At 43.0% G+C, this 20,337-nt stretch carries 14 protein-coding genes; 11 read left to right on the top strand and 3 right to left on the bottom strand.

Features of this window, described 5'->3' with window-relative positions; genetic code table 11:
- Positions 1-158 precede the first annotated feature (158 nt).
- The 6 genes from MMB75_RS19525 (at position 159) to MMB75_RS19500 (ending at position 8,378) form a co-directional block, all read left to right on the top strand.
- Positions 159-1,391: a sensor histidine kinase gene (locus MMB75_RS19525; RefSeq protein WP_045244980.1), complete on the top strand. Its 1,233-nt coding sequence runs from the start codon at positions 159-161 to the stop codon at positions 1,389-1,391.
- Positions 1,388-2,038, top strand: coding sequence for a response regulator (locus tag MMB75_RS19520; RefSeq protein ID WP_025365899.1), 651 nt, complete (start codon positions 1,388-1,390; stop codon positions 2,036-2,038). Before MMB75_RS19525 ends, MMB75_RS19520 begins: the two co-directional genes overlap by 4 nt.
- A 173-nt stretch (positions 2,039-2,211) precedes the next feature.
- A complete protein-coding gene (locus tag MMB75_RS19515) occupies positions 2,212-3,633 on the top strand; it encodes an efflux RND transporter periplasmic adaptor subunit (protein WP_045244981.1) in 1,422 nt (473 codons plus the stop codon).
- Positions 3,630-6,740: an efflux RND transporter permease subunit gene (locus tag MMB75_RS19510; RefSeq protein WP_045244982.1), complete on the top strand. Its 3,111-nt coding sequence runs from the start codon at positions 3,630-3,632 to the stop codon at positions 6,738-6,740. Before MMB75_RS19515 ends, MMB75_RS19510 begins: the two co-directional genes overlap by 4 nt.
- 152 nt (positions 6,741-6,892) lie before the next feature.
- Positions 6,893-7,354, top strand: a complete 462-nt coding sequence (locus MMB75_RS19505; protein WP_016820414.1) for a MarR family winged helix-turn-helix transcriptional regulator — start codon at positions 6,893-6,895, stop codon at positions 7,352-7,354.
- The gene (locus MMB75_RS19500; RefSeq protein ID WP_045244983.1) at positions 7,341-8,378 is read left to right on the top strand and encodes a threonine aldolase family protein; all 1,038 of its coding nucleotides are present in this window, start codon (positions 7,341-7,343) and stop codon (positions 8,376-8,378) included. Before MMB75_RS19505 ends, MMB75_RS19500 begins: the two co-directional genes overlap by 14 nt.
- 227 nt (positions 8,379-8,605) lie before the next feature.
- On the opposite strand, the gene MMB75_RS19495 is transcribed toward MMB75_RS19500, so the two are convergent.
- Positions 8,606-9,445: a helix-turn-helix transcriptional regulator gene (locus MMB75_RS19495; RefSeq protein WP_016820412.1), complete on the bottom strand. Its 840-nt coding sequence runs from the start codon at positions 9,443-9,445 to the stop codon at positions 8,606-8,608.
- Positions 9,446-9,632: 187 nt separating this feature from the next.
- Between MMB75_RS19495 and MMB75_RS19490 the strand changes: the two genes are divergently transcribed.
- Both MMB75_RS19490 and MMB75_RS19485 read left to right on the top strand, forming a co-directional pair.
- A complete protein-coding gene (locus tag MMB75_RS19490) occupies positions 9,633-12,950 on the top strand; it encodes a pectinesterase family protein (RefSeq protein WP_045244984.1) in 3,318 nt (1,105 codons plus the stop codon).
- Positions 12,951-13,170: 220 nt separating this feature from the next.
- Complete coding sequence (locus MMB75_RS19485; RefSeq protein WP_045244985.1) at positions 13,171-14,388, top strand: macrolide family glycosyltransferase; 1,218 nt, start codon at positions 13,171-13,173, stop codon at positions 14,386-14,388.
- A gap of 131 nt (positions 14,389-14,519) precedes the next feature.
- Here MMB75_RS19485 and MMB75_RS19480 read toward each other — a convergent pair whose 3' ends face one another.
- Complete coding sequence (locus MMB75_RS19480) at positions 14,520-15,746, bottom strand: sugar efflux transporter (protein WP_031462276.1); 1,227 nt, start codon at positions 15,744-15,746, stop codon at positions 14,520-14,522.
- Between the two features lie 221 nt (positions 15,747-15,967).
- Complete coding sequence (locus MMB75_RS19475; RefSeq protein WP_045244986.1) at positions 15,968-16,741, bottom strand: alpha/beta fold hydrolase; 774 nt, start codon at positions 16,739-16,741, stop codon at positions 15,968-15,970.
- A 188-nt stretch (positions 16,742-16,929) separates the two neighbouring features.
- Here MMB75_RS19475 and MMB75_RS19470 point away from each other — a divergent pair, with 188 nt between their 5' ends.
- The 3 genes from MMB75_RS19470 (at position 16,930) to MMB75_RS19460 (ending at position 20,331) form a co-directional block, all read left to right on the top strand.
- Positions 16,930-18,522 (top strand): alkaline phosphatase family protein, encoded by a 1,593-nt coding sequence (locus MMB75_RS19470; RefSeq protein WP_277509924.1) that lies wholly within the window; start codon positions 16,930-16,932, stop codon positions 18,520-18,522.
- An 81-nt stretch (positions 18,523-18,603) separates the two neighbouring features.
- Positions 18,604-18,954 (top strand): ArsR/SmtB family transcription factor, encoded by a 351-nt coding sequence (locus MMB75_RS19465; protein ID WP_277509922.1) that lies wholly within the window; start codon positions 18,604-18,606, stop codon positions 18,952-18,954.
- Between the two features lie 87 nt (positions 18,955-19,041).
- The gene (locus MMB75_RS19460; RefSeq protein ID WP_044786306.1) at positions 19,042-20,331 is read left to right on the top strand and encodes an arsenical efflux pump membrane protein ArsB; all 1,290 of its coding nucleotides are present in this window, start codon (positions 19,042-19,044) and stop codon (positions 20,329-20,331) included.
- The last annotated feature ends 6 nt before the right edge of the window (positions 20,332-20,337 follow it).

Genomic DNA, 20,337 nt, shown 5'->3' with positions numbered 1-20,337 from the left:
GTACAAGTGAAGCTGCCCGTGTGTACGTTTTTTTCTTTTCGTTTTTTTGTAAAATAAGTTATACATGATTTCTGTTCAAACGAAATGGACCAGCTGCTCATAGCGGCATTGTCTCTAATAAGTTGAAAAGCATGAATTCAGAATTGTAGGAGGGAATTATGAACGATGAATTCAATGTACAGGTTCAAAATCTAGATCCGGAAATAAGTGAAGGTGAAGTTGAGAACAAGGATATTTCGAAAATATTAACTATTATATGGATTTTTATAATTTATAGTGAGTCTGTCATTCTTCAACATTTGTTCGGTGGTTTATATCTGTTGCAAAGTTCCTTGTTTACTGTAATCATCATATTGCATATCCTCTTGTACTTGCATGCTCATAGAGTTGCAAAATATTTTTCATGGGCTTATTTTGTTGTACAAGGGGGCTTGATCTTTGCAAGTGCATTTCTTCTACCTGACAGTTTCTCCATAGTACTGGTGGGGCTAATGCCCGTTTTGGTGGGTCAGAGTATAGGTATTTATTATAAGCCGCTCAAGGTTATTCTTGTATTTTTGATCTCCTATGTGCTTTTTTGTGTGGCTGTGGTCTCTCACAATGAGGGCAGGCAATTTGTGTTGTTCATCCCGTTATTTTTTCTAATTGTCGTTGTTATAGTAGCTTATGCCGTTCTTTTTCTCAAACAAGTCAAAGCACGAATCCGCACGCAAAATGTTCTGAAAGAGCTTGAAGCCGCACATCAAAAGGTGGAAGAACTTACAATTGCCAATGAACGACAACGTATGGCTCGTGATCTGCATGATACGCTGGCTCAAGGGCTTGCTGGGCTAATCATGCAGCTTGAAGCCATTGATGCTCATCTGACAAAAGGAAGTACGCAAAGGGCTCAGGAGATCGTCCAACAATCGATGTCACAAGTGCGAAGGACGTTGTCTGATTCGAGACGAGCTATAGACAATCTGCGTTCGAAAACCATCTCGGAAGTTGATTTTGCAGAGGCCGTGGAGGAAGAAATACAGCGATTTACTATGGCTACGAGCATTCGAGTAATACGCAACATCAAAATTAAAGCTTCCGTCCCCAGACTGTTGTTCGAACATGGATTGTTTATAATAAGCGAATGTTTAACCAATGTAGCAAAGCATTCACATGCGAATACCGTATGGATTCATATTTTAGATAACGAAGGCAAGATTGAAATCGAGATTCGCGATGATGGCAAAGGATTTGATAAGGATATTATTGCCAAGCAGACAGGACATTACGGAATTATAGGTATGCATGAACGTGTACGGATGCTGGGTGGAAACATAAATATCAACAGTATAGTTCAAGAAGGTACAGCTATAAAAATAGAGGCGCCTCTTACTAAAGGAGACCTATCATGAAATACAAGATTTTAATCGTCGATGATCATTGGGTCGTTAGAGAAGGGTTAAAGCTGGTGTTGGAGACCAATGACAGCTATGAAGTTATTGGCGAGGCCGGAGAGGGTATAACAGCTCTTAAATTAATCGAAGAACTTCAACCGGATGTTATATTGCTGGATTTATATATGCCACAAATGAGTGGTTTGGAAACTATGAAAGCCCTCAGAGAAAAACAAAATGAAACGCCAGTCATTATCCTGACTACCTATAACGAAGATGATCTCATGATTAAAGGACTTTCTTTAGGGGCAAAGGGATATTTATTAAAAGATACCAGTCGGGAAAACTTATTTCGCACGATTGAGTCAGCACTTAGAGGCGAAACGTTGCTTCAGCCAGAAATAACAGCTAGGGTGTTCGCTGCAACGAATAAGAAAGAAGCCAAGCCAGAGCCGCACGAAAGTAGCTTAGTTCTTACTGATAAGGAAAGGCACATATTAAAGTCGGTTGCACACGGTTTTAAAAGCAAAGAAATTGCCTTTGATATGGGGATTTCCGAGCGTACCGTCAAAGCGCATTTAACGAATATTTATAACAAGCTTGGTGTTGATTCTAGATCCGAAGCCGTTGCCGTTTCGTTGGAGCGTGGTATTTTACAGCTTTAGAGATGTTAACTAAATATATGTTATTTCATTGCCCAGTCGTACATAAGGTGCTTGCCCCTTTGTACGATTTTTTTGTGTGTTCATTGTTATAACATGAAACAAGAAATGAAAAAAATTACTTGACCCACGGGTTGCTGATAGCACCTTTAGAAGAGAGAATCAGGGAGGATGACATGAAGTTGAAGAGAAAAGAAATCAGGATCATGATTACAGGGATTGCATTAGCTATAGTAGCTTCCGGTTGCTCCAGTGCAGCGGAGAACTCTGTAACACAAGCCAGTCACCCGGTAAAAGTAGAGAAGCTTGTAATGAAACCTTTGGCCAATGATTTTAATTTGGCAGGAACATTGCAGGCAAGTAATGAAGCTAGTGTTTCCTTTGAAGCGGATGGACGTATATTGAACACTATGGTGGAGGTAGGGGACTCCGTAGAAAAAGGGAGCGTCCTTGCGAAGTTGGATACATCTGCTTACCAGTTGCAACTGGATCGGGCCAAGGCAACCATGGAGAAGGCAAAGGCTGGTCTTAGCCAAGCGGAGGCTTCCATTCAATCGGCACAGGCGGGTATCCATAGTTCGCAATCCCAGGTCGATGCGGCCCAATCGAAATTGCAGGAATTGAACAATGGCGCCAAAAAACAGGAAATTGCCCAGTCACAAAATGCGGTTACTGCGGCAACCAATGCTTACAATAAGAAAAAGGCGGATGCCGCACGGACACAGAGCCTGTTCCAGGCAGGCGCAGCATCATTGTCGGAAAATGAGAATGCACAGCTGGAATTAACGAATGCACAAAAAAGTTTAAGTGACGCACAAGAGCAGCTGTCTCTCTTGCTTGCAGGCGCCTCGCAGGAACAACGTACCCAGGCTTCAGCTGGTATAGAGCAGGCCAGAGCAGGGCTGGAGACCGCTATTGCTACGAAACAGCAAGGGCTAGCCAGTAAAGCTCAAGCGCAGGCTACCTATGAGGATGCATTGGCTGCTTATGAACAGTCATCCTTGTCACTTAAAAAAGCGACTTTAACCTCCCCGATCACTGGCGTGGTCATTGAAAAAAAAGTAGCCGATGGTCAACTGGGCTCCAGTGGAAGTGAGGCATTCATTGTCGGGAATATCAAGACCTTAAAAGTACTTCTGCCCGTACCGGACAGCGAAATCTTATCATGGAAGAAAAACCAAAAAGTAAATATTTCTCTCTATGATGAAATTAGAACAGGGACTGTTACTCAAATCTATCCATCCACGAATACCAAAACGGGCAGTATTAATGTGGAAGTTAGCATTCCTAATCCTGAACTGAATTGGAAACCTGGTCAAGTCATCAGCGCATCTAAAAGTGTGAATCAAGCGGAAGCACTGTTAGTGCCTGTGGAAGCCGTGATTAGCAATGGAAGTGACCCTTATATATTTAAAGCTGTGAATGGTAAGGCTGTTAAAACCACGATTAAAGTGGGAAAAGTGACGAATAATCAATTCGAAGTTCTCTCCGGACTACAGGCAGGCGATCAAATCGTTACACAAGGAGCAGGAACCTTATTTAATGGCGATTTAATTGGGAATGATGTGCTTGGGAAATCGGAGGAGTCGTCCGAATGATTAAATATATTGTTAAAAAGCAGAAAATTACGCTTATTTTCTTTGGCATGTGCATACTGCTAGGGCTCTTCAATTTTACATCATTACCCAAACAGGAGCAGCCTGATGTTATTCCTATGACAGCTAGTGTTACAACGATCTATCCGGGTGCCTCACCTGAAAGAATCGAGCAAACCATTACTAAGATCATGGAACAGAAAATTAAAGCTGTACAAGGTGTCAAAACGATTTCCTCTACTTCATCGAAAGGCCAATCCAGTATCATCATAGAAGCTTTGAATGATGCGGACCCGACCAAAGTATGGGCTGATCTTCGTACAAAGGTGCAGGATGCACAATCTGAGCTTCCAGAGGACGCGATGCAGCCTATGATCAATGATAGCATGACTAGCTCTTTCATTGGTTCATATGCGATTACTTCTGATAAGGTTGAGGATTTATATTCGTTAAATGAATTAATGAACAAATGGAAAGATCAATTAAAAACAGTCCCTGGTATTTCGCAGGTCAATATTCAAGGGATACCCGAGCAAGAGGTACGAGTTAGTTTAGACACGCAAAAGATGCAACAATATAACCTTTCCTGGGAGCAGGTTGTCCAAGCGATCAAGGATGAGAATGATAGAGTACCTACAGGAAGTATGGATTTCAATGAGCGTACTTATCAGCTGACGGTAAATGCCTCAACGGACCCATCGATTCTGAATAATGTCCAGATTTCAAGCAATGACGATGGATTTCCGATATCTTTGAAGGATATAGGTACTGCCTCGCTTGTTTTTAAAAAAGCAGCTAGTTATACGTATGTGAATACCAAGCCTGCTATTTCGATCAGTGTGAGTGGAGATATAGGCACAGACGTGCCTACAGTTTCCAAGGCAACAACAGCTAAAATCAATGAACTTGCGAGCAGTTTGCCGAAGAATGTACATTTTGAACTGCTTTTTGCACAAAATGATCGAGTGAGTGAAATATTTGGAAATCTGACCAAAGAGATGATTATTGCTATTTTATCGGTCATTGTGATATGTACTTTAGGTTTGAATTTGCTAACTTCTGCATTTGTAGCGTTGGCCATTCCTGTTTCCATCGCCATCGGCTTTATTTTCTTGCCCATGACAGGAACTACGCTGAATCAAATATCAGTCATCGGACTCATCATCGTGCTAGGGATATTGGTTGATGATGCGGTCGTGGTCAATGACAACATTGAACGCCGACGCTCTGAATTTGGGGAAAATGCTACGGAGGCAGCCATTAAAGGAACCAAAGAGGTGTCCTTATCGATCATTACAGCTACGCTAGCTACGGTTGCAGCATTTGCCCCGCTGCTATTTCTGCCGGGTAATATCGGAGACTTTATTAAACCGATCCCTACCGTTATTTCGTTAACCATGCTGGCTTCCATGATTATGTCGCTAACGATTATTCCTATTTTCCGCCAATGGTATGATCAACGTCGTAAAGGAAAAGAGAGGAACCAAACCGTTAAGCCACCTGGGCTTCTGGGGCATCAAATCCAGTCTCTATCCAATGTGTACTCTAAAAACTGGATGCCAAGAATACTACGGCGTCCACTTTTAACAGCGCTGGTTGGTCTTATGATTGGTACAGCCGCTTATGGACTACTTGCGGTTGTTCCCATTCAACTATTCCCAGAATCCGATCAAGCAGATGCCACCATCAGCGTAACGATGCCAGAAGGAACGTCGTTGCAGGCAACCAATCGGGTTATTAACGAGATTGGCATGTGGGTCAAAAAACAACCAGAAACAGAACGGTTGTCGGCAACGGCAGGTGGAGGAGCGCCTCAGATGTATAGCGATGTTGCAGGCGGTCACGGCTCCGGGGGAGCGGTCAACGGTCAACTTGCTGTCGTTGGAAAAGAGGGGCTATTCGATCTCCAAAAAACAGTGGATAGCTGGACTCATACGCTTCAAGCCAAATATCCATCTGCATTGATCAGCATTCGGGTTCCTCAATTAGGTATCCCGGTCGGCAGTGCGGTGTCTATCCGTATGAAGGGAGAAGACATTGATAAACTGCAAAACATGACAGCTAAAGTCAAAGAAATGGTTGCGGCGACCCCCGGAGCTGTAGATGTGACCGATAATATGGGAATGCAAAGCTATAATCTGAATTTCCAAGTCAATCCACAAGCATTGGATAAATATCGGGTTAGCTATTCCAATTTGACACGTACGCTGCTGTTAATGGGTGACGGAGTTAATGTAACGGATTTTGATACAGGTAAGGAACTACTGGATATCAATATATACATGAATAAATCAAACGATGATCCTGAGGTATTGTTCCAGCAATTAAGTGTAACCAATGCGGCAAAAGAGCAAATTCCCTTATCCCAGTTAGTCACGATGAAACCGGACTTTTCCATTCAGCAAATCCACCGCTATGATTTGGAGCGGACAGTAACGATCTCAGCCAATGCAAATGGGCGTACGGCTACAGAACTCACTAATGACATCCGTAGCAAACTAACCCATACACAGTTTGAACCAGGCTATACCTGGGAGATGGGCGGAGAAACATCCGCGCAATCTGATATTTTTACAGATCTGGGCAAGTTAGCTATTATTGTTGTGTTTCTCATCCTGCTCTTGATCACGATGCAGTTTTACTCCGTCTCCACACCGCTCATTATTATGACCACTGTGTATCTGGCAGCGGCAGGTGGAATTCTTGGAAGCTTTATTTCAGGCATGCCAATTGGATTCATGAGTATTATGGGTATCATTTCACTGGCCGGTATCGTCGTGCGCAACGGTATTGTGTTGATAGAGTTTATTGAAGATGCGCGGCGTGAAGGAGCCGAACTGACAGACGCAATTCTTATGGCATGTTCTGCCCGTTTCCGTCCGATCTTGCTTACTTCGCTAACTGCGATTGTGGGTATGATCCCTATTGCCACAATAGGGGAAATCCTCTTCAAACCGTTGGCAACGACCATTATTTTTGGACTGATCTTTTCGACCATTTTAACCTTGTTTGTTGTACCGACTCTGTATATGGTCGTAGCTCATCTGAAGCTGAAGCGGAAGCAGAAGCAGGAAAAGTCTATAAATACCGATAGCTCATTGACCATGTAGGTAAATACAGATAAGAATATACTGCAATTTTTCTTATAAATACGGATCGTACATGAGGCGAATGTCTTTATGTACGATCTTTTTATTTGTTGACAGAGTCAACAAATATCATTACTATAATTGTTGCAAAAGTCCACTAAATAGGGGGAGTTATGGTCAATATCGATGCTAATATCATAGCGGATATGAGGCGTTTTAATCGGTTCTATACGAATTTACTTGGTGTTTTAGATAGACATGTGCTGGATAGCGGATATTCCTTTACCGAGGCACGTGTCATTATAGAGATCGGGTTGATCGAACCGTGTATTGCGAATACTCTGGTCGAATCTCTTCAAATTGATCGCAGCTATATGAGCAGGATCATTGCTAAATTTTGCAAAGAGGGCTTTCTTGTTAAGGAAAATTCAACGTTGGATAATAGAACAAATCTAATTCGTCTGACACCCAAAGGAAAAACGTTCTACAACCAATTGAATGAAAGATCTGATGAACAAATTCTAAGATTAGTTCAAGGACTTTCAGAAGAAGAGATTACAGAATTACATGCATCTATGTTGTTAATTCAGAAGAAATTGGATATTTCGGAGAGGATACAGAATGATACGATTTGAATGCGACTATACCGAAGGTGCTCATGAGCGTATTTTAAAGCGACTACTGGAGACGAATGAGGAACAAACCCCAGGCTATGGTGTGGACGATCATTGTGAAAAAGCCAAATCTTATATTAAAAAAGCATGTGACTCCGAAAATGCGGATGTACACTTTTTGGTTGGAGGTACACAGACCAATACAACGGTCATTTCTTCGATTTTGCGTCCGCATCAAGGTGTCATTGCGGCAACTTCTGGGCATATCGCTGTGCATGAGACCGGAGCAATTGAGGCTACTGGACATAAAGTACTGACATTGCCAAGCGAGGATGGGAAAATCCGGGGTGAACAGGTAAAGGAACTGTACGACGCTCACTGGGGTGATTCTGCTCCTGAGCATTGTGTACAGCCCGGGATGGTTTATATTTCTCAACCTACCGAGAATGGAACGATTTATAGCCGATCCGAGCTGGAAGTGCTAAGTGGAGTGTGTCGTGAATGTGGTTTACCACTGTTTATAGACGGGGCCCGTTTAGGCTATGGTTTGGTTGCAGAGGATAGTGATGCATCCTTGGCAGATATAGCCAAGCTGTGCGATGTATTTTATATTGGCGGCACTAAAATTGGAGCAATGATGGGCGAAGCCGTAGTTATCCTAAATGATGCTTTGAAACAAGATTTCAGATACATGATCAAGCAAAAAGGAGGGCTGCTGGCTAAGGGGAGAATGCTGGGCATTCAGTTTGAAACGCTGTTTGAAGACGGTTTATACTTTGAGATTTCCAAACACGCCATAGATATGGCCATGCTGCTGCAAAAAGGATTATCCGAGCAAGGATTTTCTTTCCAATATCATTCCACAACCAATCAGCAGTTTCCGATTATAGCAGATCGTATATTACAGGCATTGAGCGAAAAATATACTTACTCCTTTTGGGAAAAGGCTGATGATACCCATACTGCTGTTCGATTCTGCACTAGTTGGGCCACAAAGAAAGAAAATATTGAAATGCTGCTACAGGATATCAAAGCATTACAATAAAGATCATGGATAAACGATGAATATCATCTTGAAATTATAGAATGGATGATGTAATAGGCCATACTTCGTTGCATACATTGCAGCGAAATATGGCTTTTTTGTTGTGTAATTTGCTTAATTCAAGTGGCTTGTCTTTAGTTCCATGAAAGAGCAAGCAGATATAAAAATGGAAAAACAAGACAAGAGTGGATGTATAAAATTAACGCCTAATTATTTACACTGAATACCTATCGAACCTGTTTACGATATTGAAGAGGGGAGAGTCCGGTTATTTTTTTAAAGATTTTATTAAAATGGGAGGCATGACCGAAGCCGACATCCTCCGCAATGTGCTGGATTTTGTCTTTGGTGGTTCGCAGTCTGGTTTGAGCCGCCCTGACCCTCACTACGCGGATGTACTCGCTGAAATGAAAGCCAGTCAATTTTAGAAAGATGCGGCTTAGGTAAGCCGGACTAATAAAAAAGCAGGCGGCCACTTGTTCGAGAGTTAACGGCTCATTGAAATGGTCCTGAATAAAAGACGAAATTTCTGTGATTTTCTGATGCATGGGATGAGAGGAAACAAGTTCACTACGCTCGGCCGCTTCCGATCGGTGCACCAGGATAAGCATTTCCAGCAGCAAATGCTGTACACAGCGGTCATGCAGAGGCTGCTTATTCCTACATTCGGTATTCATTTGTAGGAACAGCCGTTCAACTTCGACTTGCTCTCTAGCCGGTAAGCGAAGCAACGCAGATTGCTGGTACGGCGGTAGATCCAGAATGTCATGATCCTGCTGTGGGAGAAACGTCGGGGAAAAATGAATCAAAATGCGTTCTGTTTCCTCCAATTGTGTACTGGCGGTAGAGTGTAAGTCATGAGGGAGGATGAATATCAGATCGCCCTTGCGAGCGGTGTATACCTTGCCGTTCATAAAGTAGATGCGTTCGCCCTGCAGCAAAAAATACAGCTCATAGTTGTCATGAACATGAGGTCTGGGCATAACGGTGAAGCCGGTACGGTAGATGTGATGAATGGAGAATTGTTGTTCTCCGATGACATATTTGTCTTCCTTCATTTCATTCATGTGCTTCTTCCTTTGCCAATTAAGATAAGTAAGCGCATTCATATATCCATAGTATATATGACACCTGCCCACGGTAAAAGCGGAAAAGATTGATGAAAGGAGGTGAAGACACTTCTGAACGTCTCGGATCATTCTTTTATAAAAGTATGCGCTGATGTGAGAGAAAATCTTAGGGAGGAAACAGAATATGAGCAAGCAGCGTACATGGAGAAAGGTGCTATGTAATGTGGTTGTGGGTTCAATGTTGTTGACCTTGTGCCCACCATTGATCCAAGCAGAGACTGCGGTAGGGACAGAGATGGGGAAAGTGGAGAAAGTAGAAAATATAGCGACGAATATTCCGGCGTTTCCGGGGGCTGAAGGTGGCGGTAAATATGTTACCGGTGGACGCGGAGGTGAAGTATACGAAGTTACCACGCTGGCAGACTACGGCAAAGGTGAGCAGGTGATCCCCGGATCTCTTCGTGCAGCGGTCAGCTCCGATAATCGGACGGTCGTATTCCGGGTGGGTGGAACCATTCATCTGAAGGAGCCACTTAAAATCCTGGGCAACAACCTGACGGTTGCAGGTCAGACAGCTCCTGGCGACGGCATAACTGTAAGCGATTACACAACAGGGATTGATGCAGATAACGTCATTCTCCGTTACCTGCGTTTTCGATTAACCGACCGTTACCCCAGTGAGGATGACGCGTTAGGAGCCAGGTACCATAAAAACATTATGATTGATCACTGTTCCTTTAGCTGGTCGGTGGATGAGGTGCTAAGTCTGTACGATAACGTAAATACGACAGTACAATGGTCTATTGCATCCGAAAGTATGCTAATGACTACGCACCAGAAAGGCCGCCACGGCTATGGCGGTATATGGGGCGGTCGGAATTCCACCTATCATCATAACTTGCTGGCACACAATGCAAGTCGCAATCCACGGTTCCCAACCGATAAAAAACAAATCGACGCTGTGGAAATGACCAATAATGTCATATATAACTGGGGATTTTTCTCTTCCTACGGTGGCGGTGAAGGATCGTATAATGTGCTGAATAACTATTATAAGTATGGCCCCAACACATATAAGGACGTGCGTAGTCAAATCTTTGTAGACGTGGGGAGTAAAAAATATAAAACACGCATTTATATTGGTGGCAACTACATGTACGGCAACGAATCGGTTACTCAAGACAACTGGCAGCTTGGAACATCCATTGGATCGATTATTGACCCTTCCACTCGTTTGGCAGAGCCGATTGAAGTCAGAGGGGAATACGACAACGGAATTTCACCAGATGCGTATGGACCATATCAGGCGACAGATGCGCAGACCGCATATACTGAGGTGCTCGCTGGCTCAGGAGCCACGCTGCCAAGAAGAGATGCGGTGGACGCTCGAATTATGAATGATGTGAAGAATGGAACGGGTGCGTTTATCAACTCCCCGCGTGAAGCAGGCTGGATTTACGATGATTATAGCGTAACCACCACGGAGCTTACTGACAGTGATCATGATGGTATACCGGATGAATGGGAACGCGCTCATGGGCTGGACCCCAATAATGCTGACGACCGCAACGGTCAGGAGCTTGCCGGTACAGGCGAGTATGCTCATTTTGCCAAGGGCTATACGAATTTAGAGGTTTATTTAAATGATCTCATTGAGAAGCTGTCCAATGGCAGTGAGGTGGATAATCCGGAGGCCTTCGTTCAGGTATCGGATGAAGGTGGACGTTCACTGAAGCATAACGATATTTTGGAAGCCGGACGTGATGCGACCATAACTGCAACGGCCAAGGATCAAGATGGCATTGCTCACGTTGAATTTGTCATTGACGGTAAACTTGCTGGAAAAGTAGAGAGTGCGCCTTATCAAATCAGTTGGAATCATGTGACGGACGGCACCCATTACATTATTGCACGGGTGACAGACCGCAAGGGGACTGCTACATTTTCCAATCCTGTTACCATCCATGTCAACACGACTGCACCAACGGGGAACTGGCTCAGCGAAGAGGTTGGCTCTGATGGTAACGATGGCTATATCAAAGGGCATACTCAGGTATTAAAAGAAGATGCAAACGGCAGCAGTATCCGACTGAAATCCGCGGGGGATATTGACGGAAAAGCTGATCTTTTCCATTATGCTTATCAGAAATGGGAGGGAGACGGTGAAATTACAGCTCGTGTGGAGAAGATTACCCCTGTGGATGATAATGCCGAGGCAGGGGTAATGATTCGTGAATCGCTGAAGCCTGGATCAAAAATGGCCTTTATGTCTTTAGCATTTGTTAAATATGGTAAACAGGGGATTCTTATCAGTCGTGATCAAACAGATGGTAAAACCACGCGTGCGTCAATGGAGACGTTTATTCCAACGCCATATTCGGTTCGTCTTGTGCGACAGGGGCAAAAGCTTACCGGATGGGTATCCGCAGACGGTGTGACGAACTGGGAGAAGGTTGGTGAAACCGTTATAGATTTGCCGGATCATCAACCGCTATTGTTCGGGTTAGCTACTGATGCATCCAAACAACAAAATGAAGTGTGGAATTACAATACGTCGGAATTCAGCAATGTTAAGGTCCGCAAGCTAACAGACTCAGGAGGAACTTCTCCCACTAGTGTGGTTGTATCGACCTATGGCCCTGCTGACTACACCTCTCTCCAGGCAGCTATTGATGCAGTCCCTGACAACAGCAACACAAGGACTGTTATCCATCTCAAAAACGGTACGTACCGTGAAAAAATAAAGGTGAATTCCTCCAAAAAAAATCTGAGTATTATCGGGGAAGATCGGGACAAAACGATCATTGCTTTTGATGATACGGCCAAGACCGTAGTGGACGGAAAAGAATTAGGAACGAGCAATAGCTATACCATGCGTGTGCAAAGTCCTGACTTTGTGTTGGAAAATGTGACGGTCGCCAACACAGAAGGGACCGGGCAGGTGCAGGCTGTAGCGTTATATGCCGAAGGTGATCGTGGAAAGTATCACAATGTCAAAATTACTGGCCTACAGGATACACTGCTCGTGAACCGTGGCAGACAATATTTTAAGGACAGTTACATCAGTGGCAGTGTAGATTTTATATTTGGCAATGCCCCTGCCGTGTTTGATAATTCGATCATACACAGCCTGCGTGCCGGATACGTAACAGCCGCTTCAACGGAAGAGAACCAGCCAGGTTTTGTATTTACTCAGTGTCGTCTGACAACCGAAGCTGGCTTGACAGGCAAGGTGGATCTTGGGCGACCATGGCGTCCTTACGCACATGTTACTTTTTTGAAAACCTATATGGATGACCATATCAAGCCAGGTGGTTGGAACAATTGGGGTAAAGAATCCAATGAGCAGACTGCAAGATTTGGAGAGTACGATAACTTTGGACCAGGTGCAGAAAGTAGCGGGCGTGTACCTTGGGCCAAACAGCTTACGGCTGACGAAGCAAACCAGTACACTGTTGAAGCTGTTCTGAGCGGGACAGATCATTGGAATTGGCGTCTATAATTGTATGTTCGATAGATAAGCGGGGGATGCGCTTCAAGCGTTTTCCCCCGCTTATGTGCGTGTTTGTGAGCAATTTTGGATGTGATGCATACATAATCTAAAATTGAAACCATTTGTTTTTATGGTAAATATTTTATATATTGAATGATGGAAGTGTGTAAATCATCAAGGACAAAACTAACATTTTTTCTTGAATACATTATGTTGTCGGAGGTGTAGGATGGCACGTGTGTTGGTTGTGATCACGCCTGCTGAAGGCCATGTTAACCCGTCATTAGGATTAATTAAGCAGTTGGTCGATAGGGGGGAGGAAGTAGATTATGTGTGTTCAGAGGAATTTGGTACGAGAATTCAACAAACGGGAGCAAACCTGATCACCTATCCATTTAGTGTGGATGCATTTATTCACAATCCTGTATTAAAGCCGGCTGAATATAAACATCATTATCAATTCGTGAATATGATCGTTAAAGGTTTGATTGAACCGATTATTCCAAAGGTTATGAAAGCAATTGAAAATAAGGTGTATGATTATTTGATTTATGACTATTTGATGGGTTGGGGAGGCAAAATTATAGCAGAGAGGCTGGGAATACCTGCGGTATGTACGGTCTGTTCGTTTGCTTTCGTAGAGCCTCTGGGTTCTGACCAAGGCGGGGATGATCATGACATAAAAGTGAGAGCACTTTATGATGATACGATGAAAGTAGTACATCAATTAGCTGAGGAGTTTCAGGTTGCCGTCCCTGCTATTGATGAACTCGATTCACATTCCCACAGCCTAAAGGTTATATATACAAGCCATTATTTTCAACCGCAAGCTGAAAAGCTGGATGACAGCTATATTTTTGCAGGTCCATCTATTGTACCTCGTGAAGATGCGCCCTCTTTTCCGTTCGACCAGCTTCGTGCTTTGTATCCGCAGGTTGTTTATATATCATTGGGAACTATTCTTAATAGAGATTTGGAGTTTTACAAGCTTTGCTTTGAAGCATTTCGTGATTTGCCTGTGCAATTTGTACTTTCATCAGGCCAATATGCGGAGATGGAGTTATTGGCGGATGGTATCCCGGACAATTTTATGATCAAGCCCTATATTCCCCAGCTGGAAATGCTCCAGCGTGTAGATGCATTTATCACACATGGGGGAATGAACAGTGCAAGCGAAGCCTTGTATTACAACGTGCCGATGGTTCTGGTTCCCATGACATCGGATCAGCCGCTTGTGGCCAATCGGGTCCAAGAGCTGGGAGCAGGGATTGCTGTGAATAAAAATGAGCTTACTCCTGCTATCTTAAAAGCTGCTTTGGTAGAGGTTTTGAATCAAGCCATCTATAAACAACAGGCGCATGTAATTGGCGAATCACTCCGTCAGGCTGGCGGTTATACGTATGCGGCCGATGCAATTATGAGTCGTTTCTCTACTATAAAAAAATAGGGTGCGTGTGCGTCAGCTCCTGATTATAACCAATTCGGGCTACGCATGGCAGGGTAGCATAATAAAGCAGCACGTAATCGGACTTTAGGTTCTCGTCCAGATTACGTGCTGTTTCTTTTATTGATGGTGCTCTATAGGCTGTGATTTCTTTCTTGTAGAGCAGCCGATTGGTCAAACTCTAATTTTTTTGATATCGCCAGCAGACCAAGGCAACAGAGAATCAGGAATAAGCATATCCAATAGGAGTTTCGATAACCCATCCATTGAGCAAACAATCCGCCCATCAAGCTCCCCGCCAATCTTCCGATCGTTGTCGCATTGGAATACAGTGTCGAGGCGTATCCGGGCAGGGATGGCAACAAATCCTGCATATAGCTGATACCAATGGCTGATATCACTGCAACAAAGAATGCTAGGAGAAGCTGTCCCGCAAATAGTTGCCACATCTCCGTCGACATAAGAACGAGGAGGTAATAGACAACGCCTGTTAAAGCCCCTAAAAATATAAGCAAACGGTTGGAGTATTTGGCTGCTAGTACGCCCAGCATGAGCATCAGGGGTATTTCTAAGATTGCGCAAATACTGGATACGAGGGCAACGTCATTCGTGTCACCTTTTAAATTGTGAATGATGAACAAGGAAATATTTAAACTATTCATCCAGTGAGACGTATAAAGCAGAGTAAGAACTACAAAAGGGATCAGGATTTTCATATTTTTATGTAATGTAATGTGATGAAGTGAAAGTTGATCCTTATTTTTAGCCTGAACAGGACGCTGCTTGATAAAAAAGAATAGAAGAACGGCAATAAGTACAAAAATAGAGGTCGTACCAACAAAAATACCTTTAAAGCCCGTATGTGCAATCAAGAAGGAACCCAAGAGCGGCCCGGTAATAAAGCCAAGAGAAAACATAGAACGAAGCGTTGAATTCGCAAAGGCATGATCCGCAGATTTACTGCGATCTACCGCTTCACGTGCACTGGCAAATAACTGCGGCATCCCAGGGGCGCCAATCGCTGTAAAGACCGTCATATAAATAAAAAGTACATAAAAGTTTTGGATTACAAGATATCCTGCAAAGGCGACAGCATTAAATAACGTACAAATCACTAAAATTTGTTTGCGATCCAATCCAGTATCGGAGCGTTTGGCAATAAGAGAGCTGATCCATATACCACAAATCAAAGTCACCGCTGTAAACACACCAAAGGTTCCCACCGATACGCCAAGTGTACTTGTAAAATATACAGCTAAAAAAGGTGCGCTTATGGAAATAGCCATACCTTGCAATAACATACAGATCATGAATAGTGGGTAGTTAGGGATAAAGAAAAGATTTTGAATACGCTTTAGCATTTCATTTTTACACCCCTTTAGATTTAGAAGCAGAACTTACATACCTATCCAACCTAAACTATATATGACTTTAGCATAATTTGTATATTTACATTGTATAAAATATTATATAATTTTTTTTACTTTGATGAGCAACTCATATGCAAGGCCATATACAGACAAAGATATAAGATCAGGAGTGGGATGTAGATGTGTATGCGACTTTTCCTGTAGGATGTGCCTTAAAGGCTGAAGCGATCTATGAACTGCTTGATCAGTTCATTCAATGTTCCAGCGGCCTTCGTAGGAAGGCGGTGATCGGCTTTTTTAATGAAAACAAGCTCACTCTTCGGTAAATGCTGATGCAATATGTTGGCATATGGATGAAAGTGTTTATCCTCTTCACCATAAACGAGCAGAACAGGAAGATGGATTTCCCCTAGCCGTGAGGTACAGTTATACTTCAAGCTGTAACGATAATATTGTTCGACATTCCTCGGGTTTCCCTGCTTCGCGTCGTTGAGTAACTTGCGGAACAAAGATAATTGTTTCGTTTGTGACCAAGCATTAGAAAGCGCAATCGTACCGACTGCGCCGATTTTGGATAGCGCAATGCCCAAAGAAATTTTGTTTCTTAGTCGCCATTCGTTTACCTCCGACATTCCACTGACAACAATCCCTCCCCATGCCCGATCCGGATAAGTCAAGAGAAATTCAAGTACTATTGAACCTCCGGTAGAATATCCACACAAAAATACTTTATCCAAGCTCAACCGATCCATCAAATATTTAATATCCTGGGCGATGAGAGGGTAAGTAACCGTTTGTTCGGAAGTCTGACTTTTACCGTGTCCTCTGATATCAAAAGCTATAGTACGAAAATAGGGCGATAGCCCTTGGATTTGGTATGTGAAATTTGAGCTTGTAAGTACCGGAGGGTGAATGAATAGGATGGCCGTTCCTTCTCCGGAATCTATATAGTGCATGAAATATTCGTGTATGTTTGTAGTAGTCATCGTTAGTTCCCTCACTGAATGGTTTTGATCTTAAATTTGGCTTATTAGATTCAAAAAATTCATGGAGTTGTAACTTTGAATGCAGGAGTTCTCTCTTTTCCCGAAGATCCAATGTAGGAATAATTTTTTTTGTATATGAAAAAATAAGAGGATCAAGGGCACTGTTTTTCTAAGAAGGGGACACACACATGAGCATGAAAAATAAAGTTACCGTTGTACTAATGTTAAGTTTATTGTTGTTGATCTTGGGCTGTAGAGCGGACTCCAGTCAAAAGCTAAAGCAACAGAGCGTGAACCCACATCACACAGCAAATCAAATGGGCAAAAAACCTGTCATTGTAATCTTGATTGATTCTTTAATGGATAAGCCTTTGCAAGAAGCGATTCAAGAGGGGCGTGCACCCGCCATGCGATTTCTCCTTCATCAAGGGCAATATTTCCAGCAGGTAGTCAGCTCATTTCCCACAATGTCTGTGACCATCGACAGCACATTATTAACGGGGACGTATGCAGACCAACATCATGTGCCTGGACTCGTTTGGTACAGTGACCCAAAGAAACGCATGATTCTCTACGGCAATGGTGCCAAAGAAGCCTTGAAAATCGACCAACTGCAAGTATTTAATGATGCTATTTACCAATTAAACCAAGTTCAATTGAACAAAAAAACGAAAACAATACATGAAGCATTAGCTGACAAAGGAAAAGAATCTGCATCCATCAATGCTATTGTTTTTAGAGGAAGAACGGAACATTCCTTAAAGGTGCCTCGTTTTATTGCAAACAGTAACCGTGTGCCAGAACAAGTGAAAATAACAGGACCTAAATGGTTTTCATATGCAACTTTTGCTCAACTGGATCCGGGGAATAGCTGGAATACTTCTCCGTGGAAAAAATTTGGGATGAACGACGAATTTTCTGCAAAAGAAACCGCTTTTCTAATCAATCAAAAAAAACTTCCAAACCTAACCATCACATACTTTCCAGGGAATGATAATTTGGCGCATAGAAAAGGCCCGATTCAACTGGAGGGAATTGAAAAAGCCGATCAAGCGCTGCAAACTGTGTTGAACGCATACGGTTCTTGGGAAGAGGCTGTACAAAATGCTACATGGATCGTCTTGGGGGACAGTGGGCAAAGCGCGGTTTATAATGATCGACAGGCAGCCACTGTTGATATAAGGCCTCTTTTGGGCCATTACCGGATTGCAAAATTAAATCAACCCGTAAGAAGTGATGACCAAATCGTGATTGCCGCTAATGAACGGATGGCCTATATCTATGCAATTGACAATAACGTAGATTTGTCTGACGTGGTGAAGCTTTTACAGCATGAGAATAAGCTCGACATTATTGCTATGAAAGACGGTAAAAATAATATCCAGGTTACAAAGGGGAGAAATGGTAGCCTGTTTTCTTATTATCCCGGTGGGAAATTTACCGATGAATATGGACAATCATGGACATTATCGGGCGAAACGAATCTTGTGGATATTACGATCAATAACAACCGGATCAAATATGGAAAATATCCAGACGTTTTGGCGAGGCTACACGGGGCAATGAATTCACATAAAGGAAGATATGTTGTCGTTACGGTTCAACCTGGATATGAACTGGTCGGTGAAAGTTCCCCTACCCACATCGGAGGGGGAGCCCATGGATCGCTGCATGAACAAGATTCCCTTGTTCCACTAATTATTTCTGGAACGAATACACGACCCAAAACACTGCGAATTGTGGATATAAAAGATTGGCTCCTGCAATTGGTGAATGAATAAGTATTGATCGTTCTTGATATTAAAATTGAGCTATATTAGTATATAAGCATGTAGTTATATAGGTGGAAGGGGGGGCATATATTGGATCAACTAGGTTATGTAGCTGATCATTTAAAGCTATTAGGGGATAAAACCCGATTGATCATGTTATCCCTGCTAAGAGAAAGAGAATGGTGTGTTTGCGAATTTGTAGATATCTTTAATATGTCGCAGCCAGCAATTAGCCAACATTTGAGAAAATTAAAGTCGCAAGGAATTGTAAAAGAAGAACGACGAAGTCAGTGGGTATACTATTCCTTAAACGTAGACGACAAACCGCATATACAAGCTGTTCTTGAGAGCATGCCAGGCTCCAAGCATATTTTGAAATCGCTAAATAAAGAGGAGCCAACAGCATTTTGTGGGCCGGATTCCTCAGCTTGTTCATCCTAAAGCCTATTCCGTTTATCTCTTTGTGGAATAACGGTGTTTTTAATATAAGTATATGTTTATAAGGTAATGTAATGGAGGTTTAGAACATTGATTTTGTTGGCATGCATTATATTCTTAGTTACTTTAGTATTGGTGATCTGGCAGCCTAAACATCTGTCCATTGGATGGTCTGCCTGCGGCGGTGCCTTACTCGCCTTGCTGGTAGGTGTAGTGGATTTGCATGATGTTTGGGAAGTTACTCAAATTGTCTGGAATGCCACACTAGCTTTTGTCGCCATTATTCTGATTTCGTTAGTCCTTGATAAAATCGGCTTCTTCGAATGGGCAGCACTTCACATGGCACGGATAGCCCGTGGAAGCGGAACCCGGATGTTTGTCTATGTGAGCCTGCTGGGTGCCGTAGTTGCTGCCTTTTTTGCCAATGACGGTGCGGCCTTAATTTTGACACCAATTGTACTGGCGATGGTTCGGGCACTGAAATTGGATGAGAAAATGGTATTTCCTTTTATCATTGCGAGCGGATTTATTGCAGATACGACGTCGCTTCCGCTTGTAGTCAGCAACCTCGTTAATATTGTGTCAGCCGACTTTTTTGGAATCAGTTTTATGGAATATGCGAGTCGTATGATTGTACCTAATCTGTTTTCCTTATTGGCTAGTATCGTGGTACTGTATCTCTTTTTTCGCAAAAGAATTCCTAAAACGTTTGATACGACACAGTTAATCACGCCTGCAAATGCGATAAAAGATCCAAAGATGTTCCGTATGTCCTGGGTTGTTCTCACAATATTGTTGGTTGGCTACTTTGCAAGCGAATTTTTAGACATTCCCGTCTCGGTGGTGGCCGGTATCATTGCCATCTTTTTCTTGCTGATGGCTAGAAGAAGCCCTGTGGTACCCATGAAAGAAGTCATCAAGGGCGCTCCATGGGCCATCGTGTTTTTCTCTATCGGAATGTATGTGGTGGTGTATGGTGTGCGTAATGCCGGTTTGACGGATCTGCTGTCCCATGTGATTCAAGCGGCTGCTGATCAAGGTATGTTTGTGGCCACCATGGTCATGGGATTTATTGCGGCGATTATCTCGTCGGGTATGAATAACTTGCCTACGGTCATGATTAATGCGCTTGCCATTGATGCCACCCATACAACTGGTATAGTCAAAGAGGCACTGATTTATGCTAACGTTATAGGGTCGGATCTCGGACCGAAGATAACCCCAATTGGTTCGTTAGCCACCTTATTGTGGTTGCATGTGCTTCGTTCGAAAAACGTGAAAATTTCATGGGGGACTTATTTTAAAACAGGCATCATCTTAACTATTCCTACACTTTTTATTACCCTACTGGGCTTATATCTGTGGTTAATCATTTCATAATGGACA

The sequence above is a fragment of the Paenibacillus sp. P2(2022) genome (assembly GCF_029522175.1).
In the GTDB taxonomy this organism is placed as follows: domain Bacteria; phylum Bacillota; class Bacilli; order Paenibacillales; family Paenibacillaceae; genus Paenibacillus; species Paenibacillus polymyxa.
This window is presented reverse-complemented; position numbering and strand designations above follow the sequence as displayed.